The following is a 25,350-nucleotide window of genomic DNA, read 5'->3' as shown; positions in this document are numbered from 1 at the left end:
GTGTGTCGCTCCGTGATTCGTTGCTGGCGGCGGGTCAGGCAGCGTAGATCGTGATGCCGTCGCGCACGGTGCGCAGGCAGGTCGGCAGGTCGACGCCCGGATCGAGGCGAGGGAGGCCGGGTACGCGGGAGCGGGGGTCGGTGGACCAGCGCTGCACGGTGTCGGCGGCCGCCGCGACGACGAGGTCGCCCGCGTCCCACACGGCATAGGAGGCGGGTGCGCCGGGAACCAGCGTGCCCGCCATCCCGTCGCGCACGCCGCCCGCGCGCCAGGCACCGCGCGTGGCGGCGGCGAAGGCGGCGCGCGGGGACAAGCCGTGGCCCGGGGTGCGGTGGTGGACGGCCGCGCGCACCTGCTCCCACGGGTTCATGACGGTGACGGGTGCGTCGGAACCGATGGCGAGGGAGATGCCCGCCGCCGCCATCGCCGAGAACGGGTTGAGGCCAGCGGCACGCTCGGCGCCGAGGCGGGTCGCGTACATCCCGTCGGGACCGCCCCACGCGGCGTCGAAGCCGGGCTGCACGGACGCGATCACGCCGAGCTCGGCGAGTTGTGCGATCGCGGCGGCGTCGGTCATCTCCGCGTGTTCCACCCGGTGCCCACGCGAGGCGATCGCCGGACCACCGAGTTCGGCGGCGACACGGGCGAATCCGGCGACGACGGTGTCCATGGCGGCGTCGCCGATCGCGTGGAAGCCGGCCTGGATCCCGGCCTCGGTGCACGCGCGAATATGCGCGGTGACCGTGTCCTCGTCGAGGAAGCTCTTGCCGCAGCCCGCCGCGTCGGCGTAGGGCGCGCGCAGCAGTGCCGTGTGCGAGCCGAGCGAGCCGTCGACGAACAGGTCGCCACCGAGCGCGTGCACGCCGAGCTCGTCGAGCAGGGCGCGCGCGTGCTCCGCGGTGCGCACGGCCTGACCCCAGTAGGCCCGCACGGCCACGCCGTGGTCGAAAGCGAGCAGTTCGCGGATGTCGTCGCGCCCGGAGATCTCCGGGCCCGCGCATTCGTGGACCGCGACGATGCCGTGGGCGGCCGCCGCGTCCAGGGCCGCCCGACGAGCCGAATCACGCTGGGTACGAGTGAGTTCCGCGAGCGCGACCGTGCGCACCCGGTGGTGGGCGTCGGCGCGCAGCAGTTCGCCACGCTGATACCCGTCGCCGAGGTCACCGGCCGCGTCGAGCAGCGCCGAGGAGGCGACGGCCGAGTGGGCGTCGACCCGGGCCAGATAGACCAGCCTGCCCGAACCGGCTGCCTCGTCGAGTTCGGCGACCGTCGGCGGACGCTGCTCGGGCCAGCCGGTGTCGTCCCAGCCCTCGCCGATGATCACCCCGTCCGGCCGGCTCGCGGCGTGCGCCCGCACCGTCGCGAGCAGGTCGGACAGGGATCCGGCGCCACGCACGTCGAGCCCGGTCAGCTGGAGTCCCAGCGCGGTGACGTGGACATGGGGGTCGACGAACGCGGGCGCCACGAACGCACCGTCGAGGTCGATGATCTCCGCGTCGGGGTGCATCGCGCGCCCGGGCGCCTCGGCGCCCAGCCACACCACGGTGCCGTCGGTGACCGCCATCGCGGCCGCGTCCGGGGAGCTCGAACTGTAGAAACGACCGCCGATCAGCAACTGGGTACTCACGGTGCCCCAGTCTGCCGTATCGCCGGATCGGCACCTCGGCAGGGACAGTCTCCGGTCGGCGGCGCGAGCGTCAGGTCGGCAGCGACAGTGCGGCGCGCACTTCGGCGTCGCCGAACCCGGCGGGACAATGCCCGCCCGCCTCCACGGCGATCAGTTCCAGCCGCCATGCGGCGGTGGTGAAGTCCGACATCGACTGTCCGGCAGCGGCGCTCGCTCTGCGCACCGCGTCGGCCAGTTCCTCGCTCACCGTGACGGTGATCTGCTCGGTGGCCATGTCGGTACTGTAGACCCTTCACCGCCGCGCGCGGGCGTGTCGGTCGAGGCCTTGCCGGATCAGGCCGGGCCGAGTGCGCGCGGACCCGCGCTGTGACCATCGTCGTACCACTGCCCGACCACGGTTCCGTCGACCACGTCACCGTCCGCGTCGACGACCATCCCGCGATACGGCGAGGGTGCGAACGAGGGCAGCGGGCCGAAGCGCCGGGTACCGAGCTTCTCCAGCGCCGGTCGCAGCAGCGCCCTGGTCGGCGGGAACAGCGCGAGCAGGCCGACGAGCCCGGTGACCAGGCCGGGCACGAACAACAGCACCGAGCCGGTGGCGACGATCACCCCGTCGGCGACCGCGCTCTCGGCGGTCACCTCACCGCGGGAGGCCCGCCGGAATCGGTCGAACACCCGCCTGCCCTGCCGTCCGAGCAGCACCAATCCCACGCCCGACACCGCGACGAGCACGACCAGCGCCCAGCCGATGCCGATCAACTGGGCGAGACCGACGAGGGCGGCGATCTCGACGACGAGGTAGAGGACGAACAGCACAGCGGTCATGGCGATCCTTTCGGACGATCTACCCCTTCAACGCACGAGCGCCCGATTTTTCTCCCGAGCGGGCGGGCGAACTCAGCCACCCGGCCGCACGAGCCCGGTCTCGTAGGCCAGCACCACCGCCTGCACCCGGTCGCGCAGACCGAGTTTGGTGAGCACCCGGCCGACATGCGTCTTCACCGTCGCCTCCGACAGGAACAGCGCCGCGGCGATCTCGGCGTTGGAGCGGCCGACCGCGATCTGTTCGAGCACCTCGCGTTCACGCGCGGTGAGGACGTCGAGGATCTTCGGGTCGCGCAGGCTCGTCGGGTCCTCGGCCACGAGCCGGTCCAGCAGCCGCTTGGTGACCTTGGGCGAGACCACCGCGTCACCGGCGGCGACGCTGCGGATGGCCGAGACGAGATCCTCGGGCGGAGTGTCCTTGAGCAGGAATCCGCTGGCGCCCGCACGCAGGGCGCCGAGCGCGTGTTCGTCGAGGTCGAAGGTGGTCATCACGAGCACCCGCACGCCCTCCCCCGCGGCCACGATCTGCGCGGTGGCGGTCACCCCGTCGACGACCGGCATCCGCACATCCATCAGCACCACATCGGGGCGCAGTTCGCTCGCGCGCCGCACGGCTTCGTCGCCGTTGCCCGCTTCACCGATCACGTCGATGTCGGGGTGCGCGCCGAGCACCATTTTCAGGCCCATCCGCATGAGTTCCTGATCGTCCACCACGAGCACGCTGATCGGCATTGCCCCACCCTAATAGTCACCGCCTCGCGGCATTCCCCGTGTTTTCCCGCCCGGCCGGCCGCGGGTGAGCGGGGTTCAGTCCGTTTCGGTCCGCAGTGGAAGGTCGGCGCGCACCTGCCAGCGGCCGTCGTCGAGTCTGCCCGCGTACAGAGTGCCGCCCAGGACCGCGACCCGTTCGCGCATACCGACCAGACCCATCCCCGCGCCGGGAATCTCGGCGCCCGGACTCACCTGCGCGGGAACACCGCCGCTGTCGACGACTTCGACGAGGATGTCCTCGTCGCGCCGATGCACCCGGACCACCGCCTTCGGCTCCGCTCCCGCGTGGCGCAGGGTGTTGGTGAGCGACTCCTGCACGATGCGGTGCACGCCGAGACTCACCTCGGGGGCGATGTCGTCGAGTTCGCCGGTCAGCTCGAGGTCGACGGCCAGACCCGCCTCGCGCATCATCTGGGCCAGCTTCGCGATCCCCGCGCTCCCGTGCTGGGGCAGCAGTTCCGGTGCGTGCTCGGTGCGCAGCAGGGCGACGGTGCGGCGCAGTTCGCGCAGCGCGTCGCGACCGGTACCCGCGATGGTGGCGAGCGCGCGTTCGGCGGTGTCGGGGTCCTGGCGCAGGGCGTACTTGGCGCCGTCGGCCTGCACGATGATGACGCTGACGGCGTGTGCGACCACATCGTGGAGTTCGCGGGCGATACGGGTGCGTTCGGCGGCGACCGCGTCGTGCGCGCGCCGCTCCTTGTCGTAGTCGGCGACCGCGAGCCGGGCCGCCACCTCGGAGTCGTACGCGTGCCGGGCACCGTTGAACTCGGCCAGTGTCCAGCACAGCGCGTAGATGAGCGCGGCCATCGCCAGATCACCACCGCGCGGCTCGTCGAGCAACAGGACCGACAGCGCCATGTCGAGCGCGAGGAACGCGAGGAAGATGAGCCCGTCGCGCCGGCCGACGTAGGCGACGAGCGTGTAGAGCATCACCCCCAGCCCGATCAGGGCGACATGGTCGGTGGCCTTCACATCGATCAGGTAGCCGATCAGGGTGTTCAGCAACGACAGCACCAGCATCGCCGCCGCCACCGCCCGCGGATACACCCGCCGCAGGATCAGCGGCAACGGCAGGATCACCGAGAAGATCAGGTAGACGACCTTGTTGTGTTCGTCGCCCACCCCGAGGGCATCGAGGAACAGCAGCAATCCCGCGAGAATCGAGTCGGCGACGATGGGTCGTCCGCGTAGCCACAGGCTGAACCGGCGCACGGGGCCCAGCGTAGCCCCGGCTGGCTTTCCGGCCGTGATCTTGATTGCCTGGACGCGTGCAACTCGGAGACTGGACGGTCCTGCTGGTGGCCGCCGCGGCGGCCGGCTGGGTCGATGCCGTGGTCGGCGGCGGTGGGCTGATCATTCTGCCGACCCTGTTCCTCGTCGTTCCCGGCATCGCACCGCAGACCGCGCTGGGCACCAACAAGCTCGCCGCCCTGGCAGGCACGGCGACCGCGGTGGCGACCTTCGCGCGCAAGGTGCCGATGCAGTGGAAGGTGCTGCTGCCCGGTGCGGTGATCGCCGCGATCACGGCCGCGTGCGGCGCGGCGGCGGTGTCGCTGATCGACCGCGACCTGTTCATCCCGCTGGTGATGGTGGTGCTCGTCGGGGTGGCGGTGTTCGTAACCGTGCGGCCCTCGGTCGGCCTGACGATGGCCACCCATCCGCCGACGCGGCGCAAGGTGATCCTGGTGGTCGGCCTCGCGTCCGGACTGATCGGCCTCTACGACGGGCTGCTCGGACCGGGCACCGGCACCTTCCTGATCATCACCTTCGCGACACTGCTCGGCACCGAGTTCGTGCGGGCGGCCGCGATGGCCAAGGTGATCAACTGCGGGTCGAACGTGGGTGCGCTGCTGTTCCTCGGCTCGACCGGCCACATCCTGTGGGGTCTCGGCGCGGGCATGGCGGTGGCGAATGTTCTCGGCGCGCTGATCGGTTCGCGGATGGCGCTGGCCAGGGGCGCGGGGTTCGTCCGGATCGTGTTGCTCGTCGTTGTGGTGGTGATGGTGATCCGGTTGGGGTGGCAGCAGTTCGGTTAGGCGGCGATTCGGTCAGCGCGCCGGTTCGGCAGCCGCGGAGGCGGCGAGCCACGGTTGCAGGACCCGCGAGGTGGTCTCGTGGATCTTGCGGTGGAGGCGTTCACCGTCGTCGATGCCGTGCTGTGGCTGCTGGAACAGCACCGTCAGCGCGCCCGATACCGCGCCGACCACGGCGCCGACCAGCGCCGCGGCGCCGACCTCGTCGAGTTCGTGCGGAAACGCGATGTGCAGCTGGTGGGCGATCTCGCGCTGCGCGACCAATTGCGCGTGCGCGGCGCGACCGCTCACCGAGGGGACGGTCCGCGAGACCCGCGCCCGCAGGGCGGCCACCCGCGAACCGACGTCGTCGACGAGGTGTTCGCCGGGGTTGTCGCCCGCCGCGCGCAAGGCCCGCAGCAACACCTCCACCGGGCGCTCGCCGGGCCGGCGGGTCGCGATGGCGGCGACCGCCGCGCGCACCCGTTCGTCGGGCTCGGGAAAGAGCAGTTCTTCTTTGCTCGCGAAGTAGTTGAAGAAGGTCCGGGTGCCGACCTCGGCCTCGGCCGCGATGTCGGCGACGGTTGTCTCCTCATAGCCTCTGGCCTCGAACAATTCGACGGCGGCCACGAGGATCGCACGTCGGGTTCGTTCCCTTTTTCGATCGCGCAGGGCAGATGGCGGCACGGCGGGCACCCTACGGCATTTTCGGCGCCGCTCGCGGGATGACCGGAGTCCGCGCGTCACGGCGGCTACCGACATGACGGTGCGCCGGAAGCGGTTCCGGCGCACATGTGTCGGTGGCACCGGTTAGCGTAGGTGCGGTGAGGGATACCACGACTTCCAGAGATGTGGACGAGGAGTTCCGCGCGCTCGGGCTCGCCACCCTGGCCGAGGCCGCGCTGTCGGCGGCCAGAGCGGCCGGCGCCGAGCACGCCGACCTGCGGGTGCAACGGTTGGTGACCCAGTCGATCCGGTTACGGGATGGTCGCGTCGAAGCGGTCACCGACGCGACCGAGGTGGGACTGGCAGTGCGCGTGATCGTCGACGGCACCTGGGGTTTCGCCTCCCACGCCGCACTCACGCCCCAGATCGCCGCCGAGGTCGCGCGCCGGGCGGTGACCGTGGCGAAGGCGCTGCGCGCGCTGAATCGCGAGCGCGTCGAACTGGCCGGCGAACCACGCTATGACGACGTCTCGTGGGTCTCGGCCTACGACCTCGACCCGTTCACGGTGTCGACGGCCGACAAAGTGGCGCTGCTGCAGGACTATTCGGAACGGCTGTCCGCGGCCGACGGTGTCGACCACGTCACCGCCTCGGTCCTGCAGGTCAAAGAGCAGACGTTCTACGCCGACACCGCGGGTTCGTCGATCACCCAGCAGCGGGTGCGGTTGCACCCCCAGTTGGAGGCCGTCACCGTCGATTCCGCGTCGGGGGTGTTCGAGACGATGCGCACTCTCGCCGCGCCCGCGGGCCGCGGCTGGGAGTACGTCACCGGCGCCGACGGAACATGGGACTGGACGGGCGAACTCGCACAGATCCCCGGCTGGCTGGCCGAGAAGGTGAAGGCGCCCAGCGTGGTCGCGGGCCCCACCGACCTGGTGATCGACCCGACGAACCTGTGGCTGACGATCCACGAATCCATCGGCCACGCCACCGAATACGACCGCGCGATCGGCTACGAATCCGCCTACGCGGGAACCTCGTTCGCGACTCCCGATCAGCTCGGCACGCTGCGGTACGGCACACCGATCATGCACGTCACCGGTGACCGTACCCAGGTCAACGGGTTGAGCACCGTCGGCTACGACGACGAGGGCGTGGCGGGCCAGCAGTGGGACCTGGTGCGTGACGGCATCCTGGTCGGCTATCAGCTCGACCGCGTGTTCGCCCCGCGTCTCGGGCTCGATCGCTCCAACGGATGCTCGTATGCCGATTCGCCCCACCATGTTCCGATCCAGCGGATGGCGAACGTGTCGTTGCAGCCGGATCCCTCGCGTGACACGACCACCGCCGAGCTGATCTCCCGTGTCGAGGACGGCATCTACATCATGGGCGACAAGAGCTGGTCGATCGATATGCAGCGCTACAACTTCCAGTTCACCGGTCAGCGGTTCTTCCGGATTCGCAACGGCGAGCTGGACGGGCAAGTGCGCGATGTCGCCTACCAGGCGACGACCACCGATTTCTGGGGGTCGATGGAAGCGGTCGGCGGGCCGAGTACCTGGCAGCTCGGCGGCGCCTTCAACTGCGGTAAGGCACAGCCCGGTCAGGTGGCGGCGGTGAGCCACGGCTGCCCGTCGGTGCTGGTGCGCGGGGTCAACATTCTCAATACCCGGACGGAGGGCGGTCAGTGAACGAGGGTCTGTTCCCGGCGGGCACGGTGGTCGAGCGTGCGCTGGCGGCGTCGAAGGCCGACGAGGCGATCGTGATCGTCACCGACGCGCACGAAGCGTCGCTGCGGTGGGCGGGCAACTCGATGACCACCAACGGCTCGTCGATTTCGCGGGAGTGGGCGGTGATCTCGGTGTTCCGTGACGGCCCGAACACCGCGCGGGTCGGTTCCATCAGCTCCACCAGCGTCGATCCCACCGAGATCGAGGCCGTGGTGCGCGCCAGCGAGGAAGCCGCGCGCACGGCCGCCCCGGCCCGCGACGCGATGCCGCTGCTCGAACCCACCGACGACGACACCGCCGCGTGGGATCAGGCACCCGGCGCCACCGAGATCGACGTGTTCGCCGGGCTTGCGCGCGACCTGTCCACCGGTTTCGACGGCACCGACCGGCTCTACGGTTTCGCGCACCACCAGGTGCACACCACCTGGCTCGGCACCTCGACCGGTGTTCGCCGCCGGTTCAGTCAGCCGACGGGTTCGGTGGAGATCAACGGCAAGCGCGGCGAGGGCAAGGATCTGGCGAGCGCGTGGGTGGGCGTCGGCACCGCCGATTTCACCGACGTCGACACTCCGGGCCTGCTCGCCGAGTTGTCGCGGCGCCTGGACTGGTCCGCGCGCCGCGTCGAGCTGCCCGCGGGCCGCTACGAGACCCTGTTGCCGCCGTCGTCGGTGGCCGATCTGATGATCTATCTGGCGTGGAGCATGGAGGGCCGTGGCGCGCACGAAGGCCACACCGCGTTCTCCCGCGCCGGTGGCACGCGAATCGGTGAGCGGCTCAGCGACATTCCGTTGACCCTGTACTCCGACCCGAACGCGAGCGGTCTGGAATACCGGCCGTTCGTGGCGACTCCGTCGTCGTCGGAGTCGCTGTCGGTGTTCGACAACGGTCTGTCCGCGCGGCGGGTCGACTGGATCGGCCATGGCGTCATCGAATCGCTGGTGTATCCGCGCGCGACGGCGGCCGAATTCGCCGCCCCCGCCACGGTTCCCGGCGAGAACCTGCTGCTCACCGGCGGCGGCGAGGCATCGCTGGACGACATGATCGCCCGCACCGAACGCGGTCTGCTCCTCACCTGCCTGTGGTACATCCGCGAGGTCGACCCCGCCACCCTGCTGCTCACCGGTCTCACCCGCGACGGCGTCTACCTCGTCGAGGACGGCAAGGTCACCGGCGCGGTCAACAACTTCCGTTTCAACGAGAGCCCCCTCGATCTGTTGCGGCGGGTTTCGGAAGCGGGTGCCACCGAGATCACCCTGCCCCGCGAATGGAAGGACTGGTTCACCCGAACCGCCATGCCCCCGCTGCGCATCCCCGACTTCCACATGTCGTCGGTGAGCCAGGCCACCTGACCGGGGTGAACCCCCTCCGTTGGACGGCCCCGAGCGTGAAAGCATGATCGGGTGACCGGTATCCGGATGTTCGCCACCGACCTCGACGGCACCTTGCTGCGTTCCGATCGCACGATCTCGCCGCGTACCGCCGAAGCGATGGCCGGTGCGCAAGCCGCGGGCATCGAGGTGGTGTGGGCGACGGCCCGGGCTCGCCACTCGGTCCACGAGCTGGCGCAGTCGTGCGGTTTCCGCGGCAAGGCGGTATGCGCCAACGGCGCGGTGCTGCTCGACCTGGCCGACGGCACCCCGGAGATCATCGACACGGTCTCGATCGACACCGGCGCGGCGGGTGCGGTGATGGCGCAGATCCGCGATCTGATTCCCGGTGTGGTGTTCGCCAATGTCGGCGCCACCCGGTTCGTCGCCGAGCCCGCCTATGCCGCCCTGTGCACATTCGCCGATCACCACCGGAACCCGCACGAGATGGAATTGTCCGACACCTTGCCGACGGGCGTCGAGGCGATGGTGAAGATCGTCGCCCGTCATCCCGAGTTGCCGGGCTCCCAGCTGTACCGCAAGGCGGTGGCGGTCGGGATCACCGGCGTGGAGCTGACCCACTCCGGCGCCGCGTACATGGAGATGGCCGCGGAAGGTGTGTCGAAGGCCAGCGCGCTGGCCCGATTGTGCGCGCTCGACGGCATCCACCTGTCGGAGGTCGCGGCCGCGGGCGATGCGCTCAACGATGTCGCCATGCTGACCTGGGCGGGTACCGCGCTGGTTCCGGCGAACGCGGTACCCGAGGTCATCGCACTCGCCGACCGGGTGCTCCCGGCCAACGACGAGGACGGTGTCGCCTCCTACCTGGAGGAATTGGTCGGCTCGGCACAGCGCGACCCGGCTAGCTGACCGCTGTCGGCGCCCGGCCCACGCTGAGGTGCAGGATCGTATCCGTCACGCTCACGGTGTCCGCGTCCAGCGGGAAGTACCCCTGCTCCTGGGTGACATCGGTGCGGGTGTGTCCGGGTCCGAGTTCTGCCGCCGGGATCAAACCCCAGGTGCCGATGCGGTTCTGCAGCGTGTGTTCGAAGGTGCCCGGCTCGGGTTCGGCGAGTTCGAGGCCGTCACTGCGTCCCAAACTGCCGAGTATCACCCCGTAGTGCTCCCCCAGGAGCGATCCGACGATCGCCCCCGCCCCGGACCAGACGAGCTCCATCGGCCCCATCTGCATGACGCTGGTGTTGCGCCGCAGGTGCAGGTTGTGCGAGTACACCAGGGTCGGACCACGGCGCGCTTCGACGGACCGGATGTCGAGCAGGTTCTGGGCCATCAGCGCGTCACGGGCGGCGGCCAGGCTGTTCCATCGCACGCCGTCCTCCGTCGGCTGGGCCGCCTGCCGGTGATACCGGAGCAGGCCGAGCCCGGCGGTGAGATGAATTGCCGCCCTTCGCCACTCGGCGAGTGAGGTGGCCGCGATCCGTTCCGGTGCGCGGGTGTAGAGCAGGGCGAGCATGTCGTCGGCCATCACCCGCAATCGCTCGGCGTCGGGGGTGGCACCGGGCGAGACGTCGGCGTCCAGGACCGCTTCGGTGCGGCTCCAGCGCTCGTCGCTGCCGGCAGGGCCACTGATGTCGAAGTCGAGTTCGAGGTAGTCGCGGGCGAATTCGAGGTAGGACCGAGGGCTCGGCGCACTCATCGTCTCCATCGCGGCGTCGAATCCGTGGAAGCGGACCTGATCCTCGACCGGCCTGCCCGCGTTGTAGTCACGCAGCCAGGCGACCAGTTGCCGGTTGCCGTCGAGTTCGCCGAACTCGTGCGAGAAGCCTGTCCGCATCACCTCGTCGAAGGCGCCGTGGCCGCCGCGAACGTAATCATCCACCGCGAGCGCGGCGACCCGATCTGTTTCGAGAGCGATCGACCGGAACCCACTCGCCACCAACTCGGCGAACAGTTCGTTGCGGACCGACGCGAAGCCGGGTTCTTTGTGCGTCGGTTCTCCGAGCGCAAGCAGTTCACAGGACGGACGGACGAAGTCGCTGATTTTCTGGCTCATACCTATCAACCGTATCGTTGAAAGAACGGTTGAGACTCGAGCAGCGTAGATTCAGGAGATATGTCGTAAAGTCTCAAATCAGTGAGAACCCTACGACCGTCCGACCTGGCCCGCGAGCACGCGATTTCGACCCAGGCGGTCCGCAACTACGAGCAGGATGGTTGCCTTCCGCCGGCTGAACGCACCCCGGCCGGCTACCGGATCTACACCGACCTGCACGCGGTCGCGCTGCGCACCTACCTCACCCTGATCCCCGCCTACGGCCACGCGCAGGCGGGCGACATCATGCGGGCGCTGCACGCGGACGACCTCGACAGGGCTCTCACGGTCATCGACCGCGGGCACAGCCAGCTCCTGCGAGACCGTGAGACTCTCGCCACGGTCCGCCGGGCCGTCGACCACCTGATCACCGAATCGAGCTCTGCCACAGGGGGTTCGGCGACGGCACGAACCATCGGCGAGCTCGCTCACCACCTGCGAGTCACCCCGGCCACCCTCCGGGCGTGGGAAGCGGCCGACATCCTGTCTCCCGTTCGGGACCCGGCCACCGGCTACCGCCGCTACGACCCCACCGATCTCCGTGACGCCGAACTCGCCCACATCCTGCGCCGAGGTCACTATCGCCTCGACCACATCGCCACCGTCATCGGGCAGATCCGCGCCGCGGGCAGTACCGAGGCACTGGCGAAGGCCCTCACCGACTGGCAGGCCACCATCACCGCCCGTGGCGTGTGCATGCTCGACGCCGCCGCCGCTCTGAGCCGGTACTCCGCGGCGCTACGCCGCTAGGCTGGCACGACCATGCCTGATCTCCTCGGAATCAATCATCTGACGCTCACCACCGCCGACCTCGATCAGCTCGCGCGGTACTACACCGAATTCCTCGGCGCGACATTGTCTTTCGAGCGAGCGGCTACCGCGACCGAGCCGCGGATCGCGATCGTCGACGTAGGCGGCGCCGACCACCTCATGCTCGTGGAGACCACCACCGCGCCGCGCACCGATCGCGACCCACTCGGCCGCGCGGGATGGGGTCTGCGCCTGGGCACGCTGGACCACTTGCGTGCGGTGCGCGATCGCCTCACGGACGCGGGCTTGCCGGTCGGCCCGATCGAGACCCTGCCCACGCAGTGGACGATGACGGCCGAGGACCCCGATGGACGTCCGGTGGACATCCGGGCGCACCGTCCCCGCCCCGGTGCGCCCGCCTGACCTCAGACGCGTTCGAGTACCGCCGACGCGCCGATGCCGCCCGCCGCGCAGATCCCCAGCAGCGCGGTCTCCTTCCCGGTCCGGGCCAGCTCGTTGGCCATGGTCGTGACCATGCGGGCGCCGGTGGCGCCGAACGGGTGACCCAGCGAGATCGAGCCGCCGTGCACGTTCAACCTTTCGATGTCGACGGTGCCCACCGGCTCGTCGCGGTCGAGACGGGCCTTGGCCCACTCGGTGCTCTCCAGCATGCGCAGCACCGACAGTGTCTGCGCGGCGAAGGCTTCGTGGATGTCGACGAGGTCGATATCGGCCAGCGTCATGCCCGCCTTGTCGAGAGCGCGCGGCATCGAGATCGCCGGGCCGATGAGTACCTGGTCGGCGGGGTCGACACTGACGAAGCTCCAGGAGCGGAAGGCGGCCTGCGGGGTGAACCCGAGAGCGCGCGCCTTCTCCTCACTCATCAGCAGCACCGCCGACGCGCCGTCGGTGAGCGGGCTGGCGTTGCCCGCGGTGACCGTGCCGTTCTTCTCGAACACCGGTTTCAGGGTGGCGAGTTTCTCGACGCTGGTGTTCGGGCGAACGAGTCCGTCGACGTCGATCAGCGTGCCCGACGGCGTGATGACCGGTACGACCTCGTCATCGAAACGTCCCGAGGCGATGGCGGCCGCGGCCCGCTGGTGCGAGCGGGCGGCGAACGCGTCTTGATCGGCGCGGGAGATCCCGTTGATGCGGGCCATCTTCTCCGCGGACTCGCCCATCACCTCACCGGTGGTGCGCTCGGCGATCTTGGGCTGGCGCGGCAGGATGTCGGTGAACGGCGCGAGCTGACGGACCACGTCGAGGTAATCCGTCGCCTTGGGCTTGCCGAGCGCGACCGGCGCGACCGCGTGCACGACCTTCTGCGGCAGCTTGATCTCGGCGTTGCTGGTGGAGTCGCTGCCACCGGCGATCATGATGTCGTACTCGCCGCGTTCGATCGCCGCGGCCGCCGAGGTCACCGCCTGCAATCCGGACGCGCACGCGCGGGTGACCGTGTACCCCTCGCACCCGAAGTCCAGGTTCAGGTCGAGGGCGATCTCGCGCGCGATATTGGGCGCGTGACTGGGCAGGACCACGCCGCCCCAGACGATGGACTGGATCTCGCCGGGCGCGATCCCGGTCCGCTCGATCAGCCCGCGGACGGCCGCACCGGCCAGCGCGATGCTGTCGAGGCGGGTGAAGTCGGTGAACGCGCGCACGAACGGCGTCCGCGCGCCCCCGACGACGACGGCTCGGTTGCGTTTGTCGGCCATGTGAGTCCCTTCGGAAGTGCTGCCGAAGACTCACAGTATCCGATACCGGCGGTTCTACATATCGGATCGACGCAAATCAGGAAGGCGTGATCTCGATGCCGATCGTGCCCGCCTTGCCCCGGCGCAGATTGCTGCCGAGAATCACGAGCGGGCCGGTCAGCCAGTACTTCTTGCGCAGCACCGAGCGGAGTTCGTCGGTCTCGGCCGCGTCGAGCAGCCGTGCGGTGCCGGTCACGATGTCGCCGTGCGCATCCCCGCGCACGTTGCAGGGTTGCACCGTCACCTCGGGGTTGCGCCGGACGCGCTTGACCTTCCAGCTGTCGGTGACCGTCCAGACGAACAGCTTGTCGTCGCGAGCCACCGCCCAGACGGGTGTTCCCACGGGCGTGCCGTCCTTGCGGAAGGTGGTGAGCAGTACGTAATTCGCGGTCGCCAGTTCGCCGAGGCGGTTCGTCATGCCCACAGCCTAGTGGGCGCGGCGATCCGCGGCCGAGCGGCAAAAAGAGTACGGGCGCTTTCGCGAAACTGTTCGTAACCTCTGGGGCGAATCGACTCTCTGGCGAAAGGCCGACGATGACCGATACCGCGGTGCCCCTGCTCTGGAGCGGCGACCTGCCGAGCACCCTCGAGTTCTACCGGGCGCTCGGCTACACCGTCACCCATGAGCAAACCCGCCCCTACGTGTACGGCGCGATCGAACAACACGGCTGCGCCCTGCATTTCGCACCCGCGCCACCGGGCATCGAACTGCCGGTGGAGCATGCGGGCGCGCTGGTGATGGTCGACGACGTCGCCGCCCGTCATGCCGAGTACACGGCCGCACTGCGCGCGCACTACGGCAAGATCCCGAGCAAGGGCTGTCCGCGGATCACCCGATTCCGGCCGGGCCAGTCCCGGTTCTCCCTGGTCGACCCGGTCGGCAACACCGTCCTGGTGATCCAGCGCGACGAGCCCACGGAACTCGAGTACGGTGGCTCGCGCACGCTGGAGGGGCTGGCCCGGGTGCTCGACAATGCCCGCATCCTGCGCGATTTCAAGAACGACGACCGCGCGGCGACCCGAGCCCTGGAGGCGGGCTTGCGCCGTTTCGGCGCCGCCGCGAGCGCGCTCGAGCGGGCCCGTGCCTATGCCGCGCTCGCCGAACTCGCCGTCGTCGCCGCGGACACCGACCGGGTTGCGCACTGGAAGTCCGAACTCGACTCGGTCGAGTTGACCACCGAGGAGCGCACGGCGATCGCCGCCGAGGCCTCCGATCTCCTCACCGCGTTGCTCACCGCGACCGACTGAACCCGGGCCATCGGGGCGCTCGGCCAGTAGGGTTCGGCTATGCGAGGTCGATGGCATGAAAGCACCACCCGTGGGCGGCTGATCCGTTGTCTGGCAACAGCAGTCACGGTGGCCGCCGCCCTCGGGGTGGGCCCGCCCGGTACGGCGCACGCAGGTGCGCCGTCGTGCGCCGACGGCTGGCACATCGACGTGCTGGCGGCCGATCTCGGCGGACTGGAGAACCTCGAATACGACGGCCGCGGCGGCTTCTACGTCAGCGGCATCGTCCGCGGGGAGATCCTGCACGTCGCCGCCGACGGCCGGGTCACCACGATCCGCACCGGCCTCGACAATCCCGCCGGACTGCGGCTGATCGGCGGCGATCTCTACTTCGTCACCGGTGACGGCACCACACCGAACGGCGGCGGCACCCTCAGCCGACTCGACACGGCCACCGGCGACGTCACCGTCGTGCTCCCGAACCTGGTGCAGCCCAACGGATTACTGCTGCTGCCCGACGGCGACCTGCTCATCTCCCAGCTCTCCGTTCCCTGGCCCCCGGTCGGCATCAGCCGCTACCGCCCCGCCACCGGCGAATTCACCCTCGCCTGGTCCCCTGTCCCCCGCCCCAACGGCCTCGCTCTCACCCCCGACCACCGGGCGGTCATCACCGAGGACGTCCTCACCTCCCAGCTCGTTCGCGTCCCCCTCGACACCCCCGACCAGGCCACTCCCATCGCCACCGTGAACGACGGTCTCCTGCCCGGACTGGACGACCTCGATGTCACCGCCGCCGGGCTCGCCTTCGTCACCGGCGACTACTCCGGCAGCGTCTACCAGGTCGACCCGGCCACCGGCGCCTGGTGCACGCTCGCCACCGGCTGGACCACTCCCAGGGGCTCGCTCCCCAGCCCGCCACCGATCGGGCCCACCTCGGCCCGCCTGGCCCCCGACCTCACCACCGGAGCGTGGTCGCTCTATGTCACCAGCATCGACGGCACACTCCGCCGCCTGCGGCCACCACCCGGTATCGACCTCACTCCGTCGTTCCTGCGCTGAGCACGAGCAAGCTCCGAGCGAAGGGTCAGCGGGGCCGCTCGGCCCGGAACCGGAACATTCCGAGGCCGGTTTCCACGTCGATGCCCGTGTATCCCGCGACCGCCAGCCGGTCGGCGAGCGTGTCCGCCGGGACCGGTACGCACGTGTCACCCACATGCTGGAGCCGGAACAGCGGACTGTCGAGTCCGTCCGACCCGGCGAACACCCCGCCGGGTCGCAACACCCGCAGCGCTTCGGCGAACAGGTCGTCCTGCTGTGCGGGTGAGGGGACGTGGTGCAGCATCGTGAAGCAGACCACGGAGTCGAACTCCTTGTCCGGCAACGGCATCGCGGTCGCGTCACCGTCGACCACCCGCAGATCCCGCGCGAACCGGGTGCGCAGGCGCGCGGCCAGCACAGGGTCGATTTCCAGACCGGTGAGCGAGGCCGCGCGGTCGCGCAGTGGCGCTATGTTCGCGCCGAAACCGGGGCCGATCTCCAACGCGGACGCCCCGAGGTCGATGTCGCGCATCACCCACGGCACGATCTTCGTCGCCGTCACCCATTCCCACGCCGTGGACCTGCACAACAGCCTGTGCCAGTAATTCATCGCCATAGCTACGACGGTAGAAGCCGGGGGCCGTGGCTGACAGTCACTACGCTGACAGACTATGTCGCAGAACGGACATGACCTGCTGCTGGCCGCGGACACCGGTCCGACGGCCATGGTGCTCGGCGCGGGAATCCTGCCCGCCGGATACTGGTTCGATGAGCACCGCCACCCCCAGCATCAGATCGCCTGGGCGGGCAGAGGAGTCATCGGGATCGACATCGGCGCCAACCACTGGGTGCTCCCGCCGACCAGAGCCCTGTGGATCCCCGGCGGCGTCGCGCATCGCACCGGAACGACGGCCGGGGCCGATATGAGCGGCATCTTCGTCGAACCCGACCGGTGCCCGGCACTGTTTCCCGGTCCCACGCTGCTGAGTGTCTCCCCGCTCCTGCGAGAACTCTTCGACCACATGACATCACGGCAGCTGACAGACGACGGACGGACGCGGGCCGAAGCGATGGTGTTCGATCTGCTCGAGCCGGTCGAGGTCATTCCGGTCGGCGCGCCACTGCCGAGCGACCCCCGTGCACGCGTGGTCGCCGAGGTCCTGCTCGACAATCCCGCCGACGACCGCACCCTCGCCGAACTGGGCAGGCACGCCGCGGCCAGCTCGCGCACCCTGGCTCGCGCGTTCCGCACCGAGACCGGCCTGACCTTCGCACAATGGCGGACCCAGATCCGCCTGGCGGCCTCGCTCACCCCGCTGGCCGACGGTGTACCGGTGACCCGCATCGCCGCCCGGGTCGGCTATCGCAGCGCGAGCGCGTATGTGGCGGCGTTCCGGCGGGCCGTCGGCACGTCGCCGGGACAGTACTTCGCCGGCTCCGGTGGCAATCGGCCGTCCTGATCGGCCGGGGTTTCACGCGTGGTGAGGCCAGCGGTGGCGCATCGTCGACCGCCGTGGTGGACTGGCGGATTCGGCTATCGGGAGGTCAGCGTGCGATCGGCACCGCAGTGGGCACGGCAGGACGGATTCGGGATTCGGGTGGAGTGGGGGCGAACCGGCGCGGCGGTACTCGGGCCCGGGGCCGGGTGTCTGGTGGTGATCGACGTGTTGTCGTTCACGACGTCGGTGTCCGTCGCTACCGCCGCGGGTACCGCGGTGTACCCGTATCGGTGGCGTGACGAGTCGGCGCGGTCCTTCGCCGCGGAGAATGCCGCCGCACTGGCCGTCGGACGGCGGGAGGCCGGTCCCTGGTCGCTGTCGCCGGCGGCGATCCGGCGCGCGCCGTTCACGCCACGCCTGGTGCTGCCCTCGCCCAACGGTTCCACCATCGCCGCCGCTGTCGAGGAGACGCCGGTCGTCGCCGCCTGCCTGCGCAATGTCAGCGCGGTCGCCGACTGGCTCGTCGCCCAGCACTGGGGCACTCCCGATCGACCGATCGCGATCATCGCGGCGGGCGAGCACTGGCCGGGCACCGACACCGTGCGGCCCGCGCTCGAGGACTGGCTCGGTGCCGGTGCGCTCGCCGCCGCGCTGATCGATCGCGGAATCACTACTCCGTCCCCCGAAACACACACGGCTGCGGCAGCATTCGAGACGACAGCCGACGTGGGCGCGCTGATCACGGAATGCGCGTCCGGCCGCGAACTCGCCGCGATCGGCTTCGCCGAGGATGTGGCCATCGCGATCGAACGCGACGCCGACACCACCGTCCCGGTTCTCACCGGCGACGCCTTCGTCGACCGCCGACCCCGCTAGCAAGGGCCCGCGAGCTTCGGCGCGTCCGGGGCCGATCGATCAGTCTTGGGAAGTGAGGATCCGTGGGCCGTCGGCGGTGACGGCGATGGTGTGCTCGCTGTGCGCGCAGCGGGAGCCGTCGGCCGAGCGGATGGTCCATCCGTCGGCGTCGGTGTAGACCTTCGCCGTGCTCGCCGCGAACCACGGCTCGATGGCCACCGTGAGACCGGGCCGCAGCCGGAACCCGCGCCCGGCCCTGCCGTCGTTGGCGATATGGGGATCCTCGTGCATCGTCCGTCCGAGCCCGTGCCCGCCGAACTCGGTATTGACCGGGTATCCGTACCCGCGAGCGACGTTCGCGATCGCGGCGGAGATATCGCCGATCCGGTTGTCGGGTTGTGCGGCCGCGATGCCGGCGGTCAGGGCCTCTTCCGTGGCCCGGACCAGTCGCTGGTCCGCGGGCGAGGGGGTACCGACGATGAACGAGATCGCCGAGTCGGCGACCCAGCCGTCGATCGACACGGCCAGATCGGCCGTCAGCAGGTCACCGTCGCGCAAGACGTAGTCGTGCGGAAGCCCGTGCAGCACAGCATCGTTCACGGCCAGACACACCGTATTGCGGAACGGCCCGCGTCCGAACGACGGCGAGTAGTCCCAGTAGCACGACACGGCCCCGCGCTCGCGAATCCGTTCCCGCACATACGCTTCCAGTTCGAGCAGGTTCACCCCGACCGCCGCGCGGTCGCGCACCCCGGCCAGCACGTCGGCGACGAACCGGCCGGTCACCCGCATGCGCTCGATCTCTGCGGGTGATTTCAGCTCCACCATCACGCCTCCAATTGGTATTTTCATACCGACACTAGCCGCGCCGGTATAAAAATACCAAAATCAGCGGTTCAGGTTGCCCATGTCCACCGGAATCTGCGCACCGGTGATCTGGCTCGCCTCGTACGAGCACAACCAGGCCACGGTCGCCGCGATCTCCTCGGGCTGACAGATGTGGCTGGGCAGGGCGTTCATGAAGATGGGTGCGAGAGTGGCACCGTACTCCTCGAACAGCGGGCCCATCTCGTTGATCTGCATGCCGCTCGCCACGCCCGCGGGATGGACGGTGTTCACCCGGATCCGGTGCGCGCCGAGCTCGTTCGCCATCGTCTTGGCCAGACCCGTGATCGCGTGCTTGGTCGCGACATAGTGGCCGGTGAACGGCGTGCCCTTCAGACCCGCCACCGAACTGGTGAACACCATCGCGCCACCCTCGCCCTGCGCGATCAGGTGGGGCACAGCGGCTTTCGCGGTATGGAAGACGCCCGTCAGGTTGACGTCGATGGTCTCCTGCCACTGCTCGGCGGTGATCTCCCACGACATCGCCGCCGAACAGATGCCCGCGTTGGCCACCACCACATCGAGTCTGCCCAGCTGCTCGATGCCCGCCGCCAACGCCGCGGACAACCCGTCGAAATCGCGCACATCGACCTTGCTCGCGACGATCTTGCCGCCGGCCGCTTCGACGAGCTTCACGGTCTCGGCCAGATCCGCCTCCGTCGCGCCCGCGTAGCTGGTGCTGGCGAACTCCGCGCACGCGTCGATCGCGATCACGTCCGCACCCTCCTCGGCGAAACGCACCGCCTCCGCCCTGCCCTGCCCGCGCGCCGCTCCCGTCACGAAAACGACCTTGCCCTCGAACCGTCGTGTCATACCCATACCTTTCGAACTTCGATGTCCTCCCCTGACACCTACCACCGCCACCGCCCGGGCGAGGCGAAAACGGAGATCCCTACTCAGCTTGGCCATCGCGTTCCCGAGGACATACCATCGGTCGCATGGTCCGACTCCCGCTCAGCCCCGCGCAGGTCGAAGCAGGCCGCCGTCTCGGCCGCCGCCTGCGCACCGCTCGCGGCGACCGCGACCTCGCCGAGGTGGCCCTGCGAGCGGGTATTTCCCCGGAGACGCTGCGCAAGATCGAGTCGGGACGGCTGCCCTCACCGGCCTTCGGCACGGTCGTCGGCCTGGCCGAGGCCCTCTCGATTCCCCTGACCGAGCTGGCCGAGTCCTACCGCGACGAACAGGTCGCCGAGTCCGCCTGATCGGCGACGGCCTGCGCGGCACGCCGCGCACACTGCCCGATGCTGCGCTCGACCCGCCTACCGGCGGTTCATCGACTCCTCGTTCTCGTATCCCAGCGTCACATCATGGGTGATCTCGCCGCGGGTCACCGATACCTGACTCGCGACGGGCGGGTAGCCGCGGGCGACCACCGTGTACTCCCCCTCCGGCAGGTCCGGCACCAGGTATCGCCCCTTCTCGTCGGTACGGGCCGTCGCTGCCGGATCGCCACCCGAGTCCAGGACCGTGATCTGCACGTCGGGGACGGGGCGGTCGCCGTCCACCCACGCCGAGCCGAGGAGGATGGCCATCGGTTCGAGGTCGATGTCGCGATGCAGCGAGCCCGTCTCCGGCACGGTCAGCGCGACTGCCGCCGGCCGCATGTGATCGGCGACCGCGACCAGGGTGTAGGTACCGCTCACGACGTCGCGGCACACGTAGGTGCCGTCTTCGCCGGTGATCGCCGCGCCCACCACCTCGCCCTCGGGATCGGTCAGCGTGATCGTGGCGCCCCAGAGCGGTTCGCCGCGCCGCGCCGAGCGCACGATCCCGGTGAGTTCACCCGCGCCGGTGAGCATCAGGTCGACGTGCTGGGCGCGCTCCCCGATCGACACGCTCACCGCTTCGGGCTGATGACCGGCCGCCGCGGCGATGAGTACATAGTTGCCCGGCCGGGGCGCCTCGATCACGTACGCGCCGTCGGCGTCGCCGTTGCCGCGGGCCACCTGATGCCCGTGCTGATCGATCAGGGTGAGCGTCGCGGCGGGTACCGGGCGCGCGTCGTCGCGTCGCAACAGCCCCGCGATCACCCGACCGGTGGCGACGGGGTGCAGTTCGCCCGCCATCTCGTGCGCGTCGTGCAGGCTCACATCGCGCAGCGCGGTGGCATCGGACCGATCGTCCGGCGCCGGATCCTCCTGCAGCGGAATCTCTTTCATGAAGACCAGCACCAGGCAGGCCACCACCGCGAGGTCGGCGGCGAGCAGGAACACGCTGTGCATCGAGTCGGTGAATCCTTCGAGGATCGGGATCCGCAACTCGTCGGGCAGCGTGGCGATGCCGCTGGTATCGCTCAACAGCCCTTCGAGGCGCGCGCCGTCGAATCCGGGCGGCAGACTCCCTCCGAAGGCTTCCAGGATCGACGCGGGCAGACGGTCGAACAGCACGGTCAGGAACACCGCGACCCCGAGGGTCCCGCCGAGCTGGCGGAAGAACGTCGCCGCCGCGGTCGACACACCCATCTCGGTGCGCCCGACCGCGTTCTGCGCGGCGATGACCAGCGTCTGCATGCAGCCGCCGAGCCCGAAACCCATGATCGCGCTGAAGGCCAGCGGCTGCCACAGCGGACCGTCGTAGGTGATCCTGGCGAACAGCGCGCACCCGATCGCCAGGATCAGCGCGCCGAGGACCGGCAGCACCTTGTAGCGCCCGGTGGCTTTCGTGATCAGCCCCGAGATCTGCGCGCCCACCATGATCCCGAGAACCAGCGGCAACATCAGCAGCCCCGCCTCGGTCGGCGAGAAACCACGCACGACCTGCAGATACTGCGGAACCATCGTGATCGCGCCGAACATCGCGACGCCCACGAGGAACCCGCCGAGGATCGCGATGCTGAACGTGGAGCTGCGGAACAGCCGCAGCGGGATCAGCGCCGAGTCCTTCATGAGGAATTCGACCAGGACGAACAGCAGCAGACCGCCCGCGCAGATGCCGTAGCAGAGCAGCGATTTCGGCTCGGTCCATCCCCAGATCCGACCCTGCTCGGCCACGATCAGCAGCGGCACCACACCCACGATGAGGGTGATCGCGCCGAACCAGTCGATCCGGCTGCGCTGGCGGGTGTGCCCCACGTTCAGCACCTTCGCGACCACGAGGAACGCCAGCACCCCGACGGGCACGTTCACCAGGAACACCCAGCGCCAGCCCTCGATGCCACCGAGGCTCTCGTAGTCGGACAGGAAGCCACCGACCACCGGGCCGAGCACTGTCGCGATGCCGAACACCATGAGGAAATACCCCTGGTAGCGGACCCGTTCGCGCGGCGGCACAATGTCACCGACGATGGTGAACGCCAGCGACATCAACCCGCCCGCGCCCAGCCCCTGGAAGGCCCTGCACCCGGCCAGCTGATACATGGTGGTCGCGAAGCAGCAGGCGGCCGAACCGATCACGAACAGGGCGATCGCCAGCAGATAGAACGGTTTGCGCCCGTAGATGTCGGCGAGCTTGCCGTAGAGCGGCGTGGTGACGGTGGCGGTGATCAGGTATGCCGTTGTCGCCCATGCCTGTTCGTCGAACCCGTCGAGACTGTTCGCGATCCGGACGATGGCGACGCTGACGATGTTCTGGTCGAGCGCGGCGAGGAACACCCCCAGTAGCAGCCCGGACAGAATGGTGAGTGTCTGGCGGTGCGTGAGGCGTGATTCGGCAACGACGGTATCGGTCATGGAAAAGCCCTGGTTCTGATCGGCTGGCAAGTGGGGGTCGATCATTCGGCCCACACGAGGGCCGACAACCCCGCTGCGAGGAAAACATTGCGCCGCGGGTGGAACTCTTCATGCACTGGTGCGCAGAGCTTACCCACGTCGGATTCGCCGCCTTCACCGAGGGATCAAGTTACCGTTCATTTCACACGGAAACGATAGGCCGCGGGGCAGTGAACTGTCAGTTCGGCATGCGGGAATTCAGCAGCCGAGTTCGGCCAGCGCGCACAGAGTTTCCGAACAGCCCGCGTCGATCCGAAGGGTGGCGAGATCGTCGCCGCGGGTACGTCCACGATTCACGATCACCACTGGCACACCGCTTTTCGCGGCTCTGCGCACGAATCGCAGGCCCGACATCACCGTCAGCGAGGAACCGGCCACCAGTATCGCCTGCGCTCGTTCGACCATGCCGAAAGCGGCTGCCACCCGGTCCGGCGGCACATTCTCGCCGAAATACACGATGTCGGGTTTGAGCATTCCGCCGCATGCCAGGCAATCGACCATCCGGAATCGATCGGTATCGGTCACCACGGCGTCCGCGTCGGGTGCCACTTCGATACCGGTGGCGCCCGCCGAAACATTTTCCGCGAAACCGGGATTGGCCGCCTCGAGGTGTTGCGCGAGGGTCATTCGGGAGATCAGATTCTCGCACCGCAGGCAACGCACTCGCGCGTACGTTCCGTGCAGATCGATCACCTGACGCGCCCCCGCCTTCATGTGCAGCAGGTCCACGTTCTGGGTGATCACTCCCGACACCACGCCCGCCCGCTCGAGCCGCGCGACAGCGCGATGACCGGGGTTGGGCCGGGCAGCGTCCATCCGCCGCCAGCCGATGTGGTTACGCGCCCAATACCGCTGCCGGAACACCGGGTCACCGACGAACTGCTGATAGGTCATCGGCGTGCGCGGCGGCGAGCCGGGACCACGGTAATCGGGAATCCCGCTGTCGGTGCTCAGCCCGGCGCCGGAGATCACCACAGTGCGGCGCCCGCGCAGCAACTCGGCCGCGCGCGCCACCGCGTCGGTGGTGTCGTGGTCCACCATGGGTTCCACTCTACGAGCGGGGCGGCGGCGCGTCGTGCGCGGGACGAACACGCCGGGGCCGAGTTGCGTGTGGTGGGCGCGCGGCGACATGATGTTTCATCCGCCCGGCATCGACCGCTGCAGAGGAAAACCTATGTCCGACACCGATGAGCACGGCCGCACCGCGCTCAATGCCGCGGTCGACGGGACCATCGTCGCCGTCCGCCGGATGTTCTATGTCCTGGGCGACGAGATCGACCGCACCGAGGGCCCGATCGAATTCACCTTCCACAACGGTTCGACCCTGCTCTTCGACGCCGGCGTCGACGGTGCGGAACTGCGCATCGGCGGCGCACCGTGGCGCGACCCGTTCGAGCCGCTGGTCGACCCGGTGAACATCGAATACGTCGCCAACTCCGGCAAGTACACCGCCTTCGACGTCACCGACGAGTCACCCTACGACGAGCTCGCGGGCCGCCGCGTCGACGCGGTCTCGGTCGTACCGCTGGCCGACGGCCGCCCCCGCGCGGCAACCCTCTACCTGGGCACCGGCATGGTGAAGGCCGAGTCGATCGCCGACGAACTCATCGTGACCCTGATCTCCGCATAGCCGGCGACGATCGCGCCGGGCTACCTGCTCGCCACCACGACGACCGGCACGATCCTGTGCGCGGCGACGGTCGCGGTGGCGTTCACCGGACCTGCGGCTGCCTGATCGCGTCCGCCACGAACGACTCCGACAGCTCGTCGATGACATCGCCGCGGATCTGCCTGCGTTCGTTGGCCAGCGCGGTCGTCGTGCAGATGCCGAACGCGCCCTGCTCGTCGTAGAGCACCGCCGCGCCCGCCGCGATCCCGTCGTCGCTGAGGTGGCTCTCCGCCTCGAGGCCCATCTCGTCGCCGACGGGCATGCGCGAGAACGTGATCGACACATCGGTGTTGATGAAACCGATGCCCTCGGTGCCCCAGTTGGTGACCAGGCTGGTCTGCTCGCCGGTCATCGCCGCGTAGCAGAACGGCGACGACGGCTCCCCCGCGACGACCGGGATATTGCGCACCCACTTGCGTTTGCGAGCGTCGTTCTGATGTTCGGTCATATTCATCGACCAGCCCTGCCCGTCACTGCCGAACAGGTGCATCGTCTGGTCGATGGTGGCCAGCACGCTCGGCGGCGGCAGCGGCCGATCCCGGTCAGGGCGCCACACCTCGCCCGGGGGCTGGGTCGAACGCTTCAGCAGGAGCGCGCTGCCGCGGGCGACGATCTCGCCGTCGGCGCGCACGACGATGGACACCGAGCGGACCCGATTTCCGTCGCGCACCAGTTCGCTGGCGATGGTCAGCGGCACGGCGGGCACCGGACGGTGCAGGTCGACGGTCAACCGCGCCGGGGCGAACCCGTCGGCGCAGTAACCCGCCTCCACCTCGCGCGCCATCAACCCGCACACCGGCGGCCCGGACAGCGTGCTGGGCGACCACAGGCTCAGCGAGTACCGCATCGGCGTGTAGACGCCGTCCGCGTGCGTGAAATAGCCAGGGGAGGTACTCATCGTGCCCCTTTCCTCCGCGGGTGCCGGGCGGGATCGCCGCGGCACACCATGCCTCACACTAGAACGTGTTGCAGTTT

Annotated in this window: 27 protein-coding genes; 12 read left to right on the top strand and 15 right to left on the bottom strand. The window is 69.4% G+C overall.

All coding sequences use genetic code 11. From position 1 onward, the window contains the following. Window positions 1-34: 34 nt before the first annotated feature. The 5 genes from ACFTS5_RS05190 to ACFTS5_RS05170 form a co-directional block, all read right to left on the bottom strand. Complete coding sequence (locus tag ACFTS5_RS05190) at window positions 35-1,627, bottom strand: amidohydrolase (protein ID WP_378627555.1); 1,593 nt, start codon at window positions 1,625-1,627, stop codon at window positions 35-37. 70 nt (window positions 1,628-1,697) lie between these two features. Further along, window positions 1,698-1,901 (bottom strand): hypothetical protein, encoded by a 204-nt coding sequence (locus ACFTS5_RS05185; RefSeq protein WP_056809780.1) that lies wholly within the window; start codon window positions 1,899-1,901, stop codon window positions 1,698-1,700. Between the two features lie 59 nt (window positions 1,902-1,960). Then, on the bottom strand, window positions 1,961-2,452 hold the full coding sequence (locus ACFTS5_RS05180; protein WP_378627553.1) for an FxsA family protein: 492 nt from the start codon (window positions 2,450-2,452) through the stop codon (window positions 1,961-1,963). Window positions 2,453-2,524: 72 nt separating this feature from the next. Further along, entirely contained in the window at window positions 2,525-3,184 is a 660-nt protein-coding gene (locus tag ACFTS5_RS05175) for a response regulator (protein ID WP_378627551.1), read from the bottom strand. A 75-nt stretch (window positions 3,185-3,259) separates the two neighbouring features. Continuing rightward, a complete protein-coding gene (locus ACFTS5_RS05170; RefSeq protein ID WP_378627549.1) occupies window positions 3,260-4,435 on the bottom strand; it encodes a sensor histidine kinase in 1,176 nt (391 codons plus the stop codon). 56 nt (window positions 4,436-4,491) lie between these two features. Here ACFTS5_RS05170 and ACFTS5_RS05165 point away from each other — a divergent pair, with 56 nt between their 5' ends. Then, window positions 4,492-5,259, top strand: a complete 768-nt coding sequence (locus ACFTS5_RS05165) for a sulfite exporter TauE/SafE family protein (RefSeq protein WP_378627548.1) — start codon at window positions 4,492-4,494, stop codon at window positions 5,257-5,259. Between the two features lie 12 nt (window positions 5,260-5,271). Here the strand turns inward: ACFTS5_RS05165 and ACFTS5_RS05160 are convergent, their stop codons facing one another. After that, window positions 5,272-5,865 carry a helix-turn-helix domain-containing protein gene (locus tag ACFTS5_RS05160; RefSeq protein WP_378627545.1) on the bottom strand — a complete coding sequence of 198 codons (594 nt, stop codon included), beginning with the start codon at window positions 5,863-5,865 and terminating at the stop codon, window positions 5,272-5,274. 194 nt (window positions 5,866-6,059) lie between these two features. On the opposite strand from ACFTS5_RS05160, the gene ACFTS5_RS05155 reads away from it, so the two are divergent. The 3 genes from ACFTS5_RS05155 to ACFTS5_RS05145 are packed head-to-tail and all read left to right on the top strand — an operon-like array spanning window position 6,060 to window position 9,868. After that, complete coding sequence (locus ACFTS5_RS05155; RefSeq protein WP_378627543.1) at window positions 6,060-7,592, top strand: TldD/PmbA family protein; 1,533 nt, start codon at window positions 6,060-6,062, stop codon at window positions 7,590-7,592. An 8-nt stretch (window positions 7,593-7,600) separates the two neighbouring features. After that, window positions 7,601-8,980 carry a metallopeptidase TldD-related protein gene (locus ACFTS5_RS05150; protein ID WP_378628343.1) on the top strand — a complete coding sequence of 460 codons (1,380 nt, stop codon included), beginning with the start codon at window positions 7,601-7,603 and terminating at the stop codon, window positions 8,978-8,980. Window positions 8,981-9,031: 51 nt separating this feature from the next. Further along, window positions 9,032-9,868, top strand: coding sequence for an HAD family hydrolase (locus tag ACFTS5_RS05145; protein ID WP_378627541.1), 837 nt, complete (start codon window positions 9,032-9,034; stop codon window positions 9,866-9,868). Here the strand turns inward: ACFTS5_RS05145 and ACFTS5_RS05140 are convergent. Then, window positions 9,861-11,012 carry an erythromycin esterase family protein gene (locus ACFTS5_RS05140; RefSeq protein WP_378627539.1) on the bottom strand — a complete coding sequence of 384 codons (1,152 nt, stop codon included), beginning with the start codon at window positions 11,010-11,012 and terminating at the stop codon, window positions 9,861-9,863. The genes ACFTS5_RS05145 and ACFTS5_RS05140 overlap by 8 nt on opposite strands. 81 nt (window positions 11,013-11,093) lie before the next feature. On the opposite strand from ACFTS5_RS05140, the gene ACFTS5_RS05135 reads away from it, so the two are divergent. Further along, window positions 11,094-11,801 carry a TioE family transcriptional regulator gene (locus tag ACFTS5_RS05135; RefSeq protein ID WP_378627536.1) on the top strand — a complete coding sequence of 236 codons (708 nt, stop codon included), beginning with the start codon at window positions 11,094-11,096 and terminating at the stop codon, window positions 11,799-11,801. Between the two features lie 12 nt (window positions 11,802-11,813). After that, entirely contained in the window at window positions 11,814-12,224 is a 411-nt protein-coding gene (locus ACFTS5_RS05130; RefSeq protein ID WP_378627535.1) for a VOC family protein, read from the top strand. Window positions 12,225-12,226: 2 nt separating this feature from the next. On the opposite strand, the gene ACFTS5_RS05125 is transcribed toward ACFTS5_RS05130, so the two are convergent. Together ACFTS5_RS05125 and ACFTS5_RS05120 are read right to left on the bottom strand one after the other, a co-directional pair. Then, entirely contained in the window at window positions 12,227-13,516 is a 1,290-nt protein-coding gene (locus ACFTS5_RS05125; RefSeq protein ID WP_378627533.1) for an acetyl-CoA C-acyltransferase, read from the bottom strand. A 76-nt stretch (window positions 13,517-13,592) separates the two neighbouring features. Beyond that, window positions 13,593-13,973 (bottom strand): PPOX class F420-dependent oxidoreductase, encoded by a 381-nt coding sequence (locus ACFTS5_RS05120; protein WP_378627531.1) that lies wholly within the window; start codon window positions 13,971-13,973, stop codon window positions 13,593-13,595. Window positions 13,974-14,089: 116 nt separating this feature from the next. Between ACFTS5_RS05120 and ACFTS5_RS05115 the strand changes: the two genes are divergently transcribed. Beyond that, a complete protein-coding gene (locus tag ACFTS5_RS05115) occupies window positions 14,090-14,803 on the top strand; it encodes a glyoxalase (RefSeq protein WP_378627529.1) in 714 nt (237 codons plus the stop codon). Window positions 14,804-14,911: 108 nt separating this feature from the next. After that, the gene (locus ACFTS5_RS05110) at window positions 14,912-15,841 is read left to right on the top strand and encodes a hypothetical protein (RefSeq protein ID WP_378627528.1); all 930 of its coding nucleotides are present in this window, start codon (window positions 14,912-14,914) and stop codon (window positions 15,839-15,841) included. A gap of 25 nt (window positions 15,842-15,866) precedes the next feature. Here ACFTS5_RS05110 and ACFTS5_RS05105 read toward each other — a convergent pair whose 3' ends face one another. Further along, complete coding sequence (locus ACFTS5_RS05105; RefSeq protein ID WP_378627526.1) at window positions 15,867-16,436, bottom strand: class I SAM-dependent methyltransferase; 570 nt, start codon at window positions 16,434-16,436, stop codon at window positions 15,867-15,869. A 55-nt stretch (window positions 16,437-16,491) separates the two neighbouring features. On the opposite strand from ACFTS5_RS05105, the gene ACFTS5_RS05100 reads away from it, so the two are divergent. Further along, window positions 16,492-17,280, top strand: coding sequence for an AraC family transcriptional regulator (locus tag ACFTS5_RS05100; RefSeq protein WP_378627524.1), 789 nt, complete (start codon window positions 16,492-16,494; stop codon window positions 17,278-17,280). A gap of 90 nt (window positions 17,281-17,370) precedes the next feature. After that, the gene (locus ACFTS5_RS05095; protein WP_378627523.1) at window positions 17,371-18,135 is read left to right on the top strand and encodes a 2-phosphosulfolactate phosphatase; all 765 of its coding nucleotides are present in this window, start codon (window positions 17,371-17,373) and stop codon (window positions 18,133-18,135) included. Between the two features lie 39 nt (window positions 18,136-18,174). On the opposite strand, the gene map is transcribed toward ACFTS5_RS05095, so the two are convergent. Both map and ACFTS5_RS05085 read right to left on the bottom strand, forming a co-directional pair. Continuing rightward, window positions 18,175-18,942 (bottom strand): type I methionyl aminopeptidase, encoded by a 768-nt coding sequence (gene map, locus ACFTS5_RS05090; RefSeq protein WP_378627521.1) that lies wholly within the window; start codon window positions 18,940-18,942, stop codon window positions 18,175-18,177. 60 nt (window positions 18,943-19,002) lie between these two features. Then, entirely contained in the window at window positions 19,003-19,818 is an 816-nt protein-coding gene (locus ACFTS5_RS05085; RefSeq protein WP_378627520.1) for a mycofactocin-coupled SDR family oxidoreductase, read from the bottom strand. Window positions 19,819-19,937: 119 nt separating this feature from the next. Here ACFTS5_RS05085 and ACFTS5_RS05080 point away from each other — a divergent pair, with 119 nt between their 5' ends. Further along, the gene (locus ACFTS5_RS05080; RefSeq protein WP_378627518.1) at window positions 19,938-20,201 is read left to right on the top strand and encodes a helix-turn-helix domain-containing protein; all 264 of its coding nucleotides are present in this window, start codon (window positions 19,938-19,940) and stop codon (window positions 20,199-20,201) included. Window positions 20,202-20,258: 57 nt separating this feature from the next. On the opposite strand, the gene ACFTS5_RS05075 is transcribed toward ACFTS5_RS05080, so the two are convergent. Both ACFTS5_RS05075 and ACFTS5_RS05070 read right to left on the bottom strand, forming a co-directional pair. Then, window positions 20,259-22,667 carry an MFS transporter gene (locus ACFTS5_RS05075; RefSeq protein WP_378627517.1) on the bottom strand — a complete coding sequence of 803 codons (2,409 nt, stop codon included), beginning with the start codon at window positions 22,665-22,667 and terminating at the stop codon, window positions 20,259-20,261. Between the two features lie 237 nt (window positions 22,668-22,904). Continuing rightward, window positions 22,905-23,747, bottom strand: a complete 843-nt coding sequence (locus tag ACFTS5_RS05070; protein WP_378627516.1) for an NAD-dependent protein deacetylase — start codon at window positions 23,745-23,747, stop codon at window positions 22,905-22,907. 133 nt (window positions 23,748-23,880) lie between these two features. On the opposite strand from ACFTS5_RS05070, the gene ACFTS5_RS05065 reads away from it, so the two are divergent. Continuing rightward, window positions 23,881-24,336, top strand: a complete 456-nt coding sequence (locus ACFTS5_RS05065) for a hypothetical protein (protein ID WP_378627515.1) — start codon at window positions 23,881-23,883, stop codon at window positions 24,334-24,336. A gap of 82 nt (window positions 24,337-24,418) precedes the next feature. Here the strand turns inward: ACFTS5_RS05065 and ACFTS5_RS05060 are convergent, their stop codons facing one another. Then, the gene (locus ACFTS5_RS05060) at window positions 24,419-25,273 is read right to left on the bottom strand and encodes an acyl-CoA thioesterase domain-containing protein (RefSeq protein WP_378627514.1); all 855 of its coding nucleotides are present in this window, start codon (window positions 25,271-25,273) and stop codon (window positions 24,419-24,421) included. Between the last annotated feature and the right edge of the window lie 77 nt (window positions 25,274-25,350).

The sequence above is a fragment of the Nocardia sp. NPDC056952 genome, assembly GCF_042674185.1.
Lineage (GTDB): Bacteria > Actinomycetota > Actinomycetes > Mycobacteriales > Mycobacteriaceae > Nocardia.
This window is presented reverse-complemented; position numbering and strand designations above follow the sequence as displayed.

Excerpts from the sequence above, each read along its gene's own strand:
- ACFTS5_RS05065 (WP_378627515.1), top strand. The coding sequence starts at position 23,881 with ATGTCCGACACCGATGAGCACGGCCGCACCGCGCTCAATGCCGCGGTC.
- ACFTS5_RS05180 (WP_378627553.1), bottom strand. The coding sequence starts at position 2,452 with ATGACCGCTGTGCTGTTCGTCCTCTACCTCGTCGTCGAGATCGCCGCC.
- ACFTS5_RS05140 (WP_378627539.1), bottom strand. The coding sequence starts at position 11,012 with ATGAGCCAGAAAATCAGCGACTTCGTCCGTCCGTCCTGTGAACTGCTT.
- map (WP_378627521.1), bottom strand. The coding sequence starts at position 18,942 with ATGGTGGAGCTGAAATCACCCGCAGAGATCGAGCGCATGCGGGTGACC.
- ACFTS5_RS05100 (WP_378627524.1), top strand. The coding sequence starts at position 16,492 with ATGTCGCAGAACGGACATGACCTGCTGCTGGCCGCGGACACCGGTCCG.
- ACFTS5_RS05185 (WP_056809780.1), bottom strand. The coding sequence starts at position 1,901 with ATGGCCACCGAGCAGATCACCGTCACGGTGAGCGAGGAACTGGCCGAC.
- ACFTS5_RS05085 (WP_378627520.1), bottom strand. The coding sequence starts at position 19,818 with ATGGGTATGACACGACGGTTCGAGGGCAAGGTCGTTTTCGTGACGGGA.
- ACFTS5_RS05130 (WP_378627535.1), top strand. The coding sequence starts at position 11,814 with ATGCCTGATCTCCTCGGAATCAATCATCTGACGCTCACCACCGCCGAC.
- ACFTS5_RS05125 (WP_378627533.1), bottom strand. The coding sequence starts at position 13,516 with ATGGCCGACAAACGCAACCGAGCCGTCGTCGTCGGGGGCGCGCGGACG.
- ACFTS5_RS05175 (WP_378627551.1), bottom strand. The coding sequence starts at position 3,184 with ATGCCGATCAGCGTGCTCGTGGTGGACGATCAGGAACTCATGCGGATG.
- ACFTS5_RS05070 (WP_378627516.1), bottom strand. The coding sequence starts at position 23,747 with ATGGTGGACCACGACACCACCGACGCGGTGGCGCGCGCGGCCGAGTTG.
- ACFTS5_RS05115 (WP_378627529.1), top strand. The coding sequence starts at position 14,090 with ATGACCGATACCGCGGTGCCCCTGCTCTGGAGCGGCGACCTGCCGAGC.
- ACFTS5_RS05105 (WP_378627526.1), bottom strand. The coding sequence starts at position 16,436 with ATGGCGATGAATTACTGGCACAGGCTGTTGTGCAGGTCCACGGCGTGG.
- ACFTS5_RS05080 (WP_378627518.1), top strand. The coding sequence starts at position 19,938 with ATGGTCCGACTCCCGCTCAGCCCCGCGCAGGTCGAAGCAGGCCGCCGT.
- ACFTS5_RS05075 (WP_378627517.1), bottom strand. The coding sequence starts at position 22,667 with ATGACCGATACCGTCGTTGCCGAATCACGCCTCACGCACCGCCAGACA.
- ACFTS5_RS05060 (WP_378627514.1), bottom strand. The coding sequence starts at position 25,273 with ATGAGTACCTCCCCTGGCTATTTCACGCACGCGGACGGCGTCTACACG.
- ACFTS5_RS05120 (WP_378627531.1), bottom strand. The coding sequence starts at position 13,973 with ATGACGAACCGCCTCGGCGAACTGGCGACCGCGAATTACGTACTGCTC.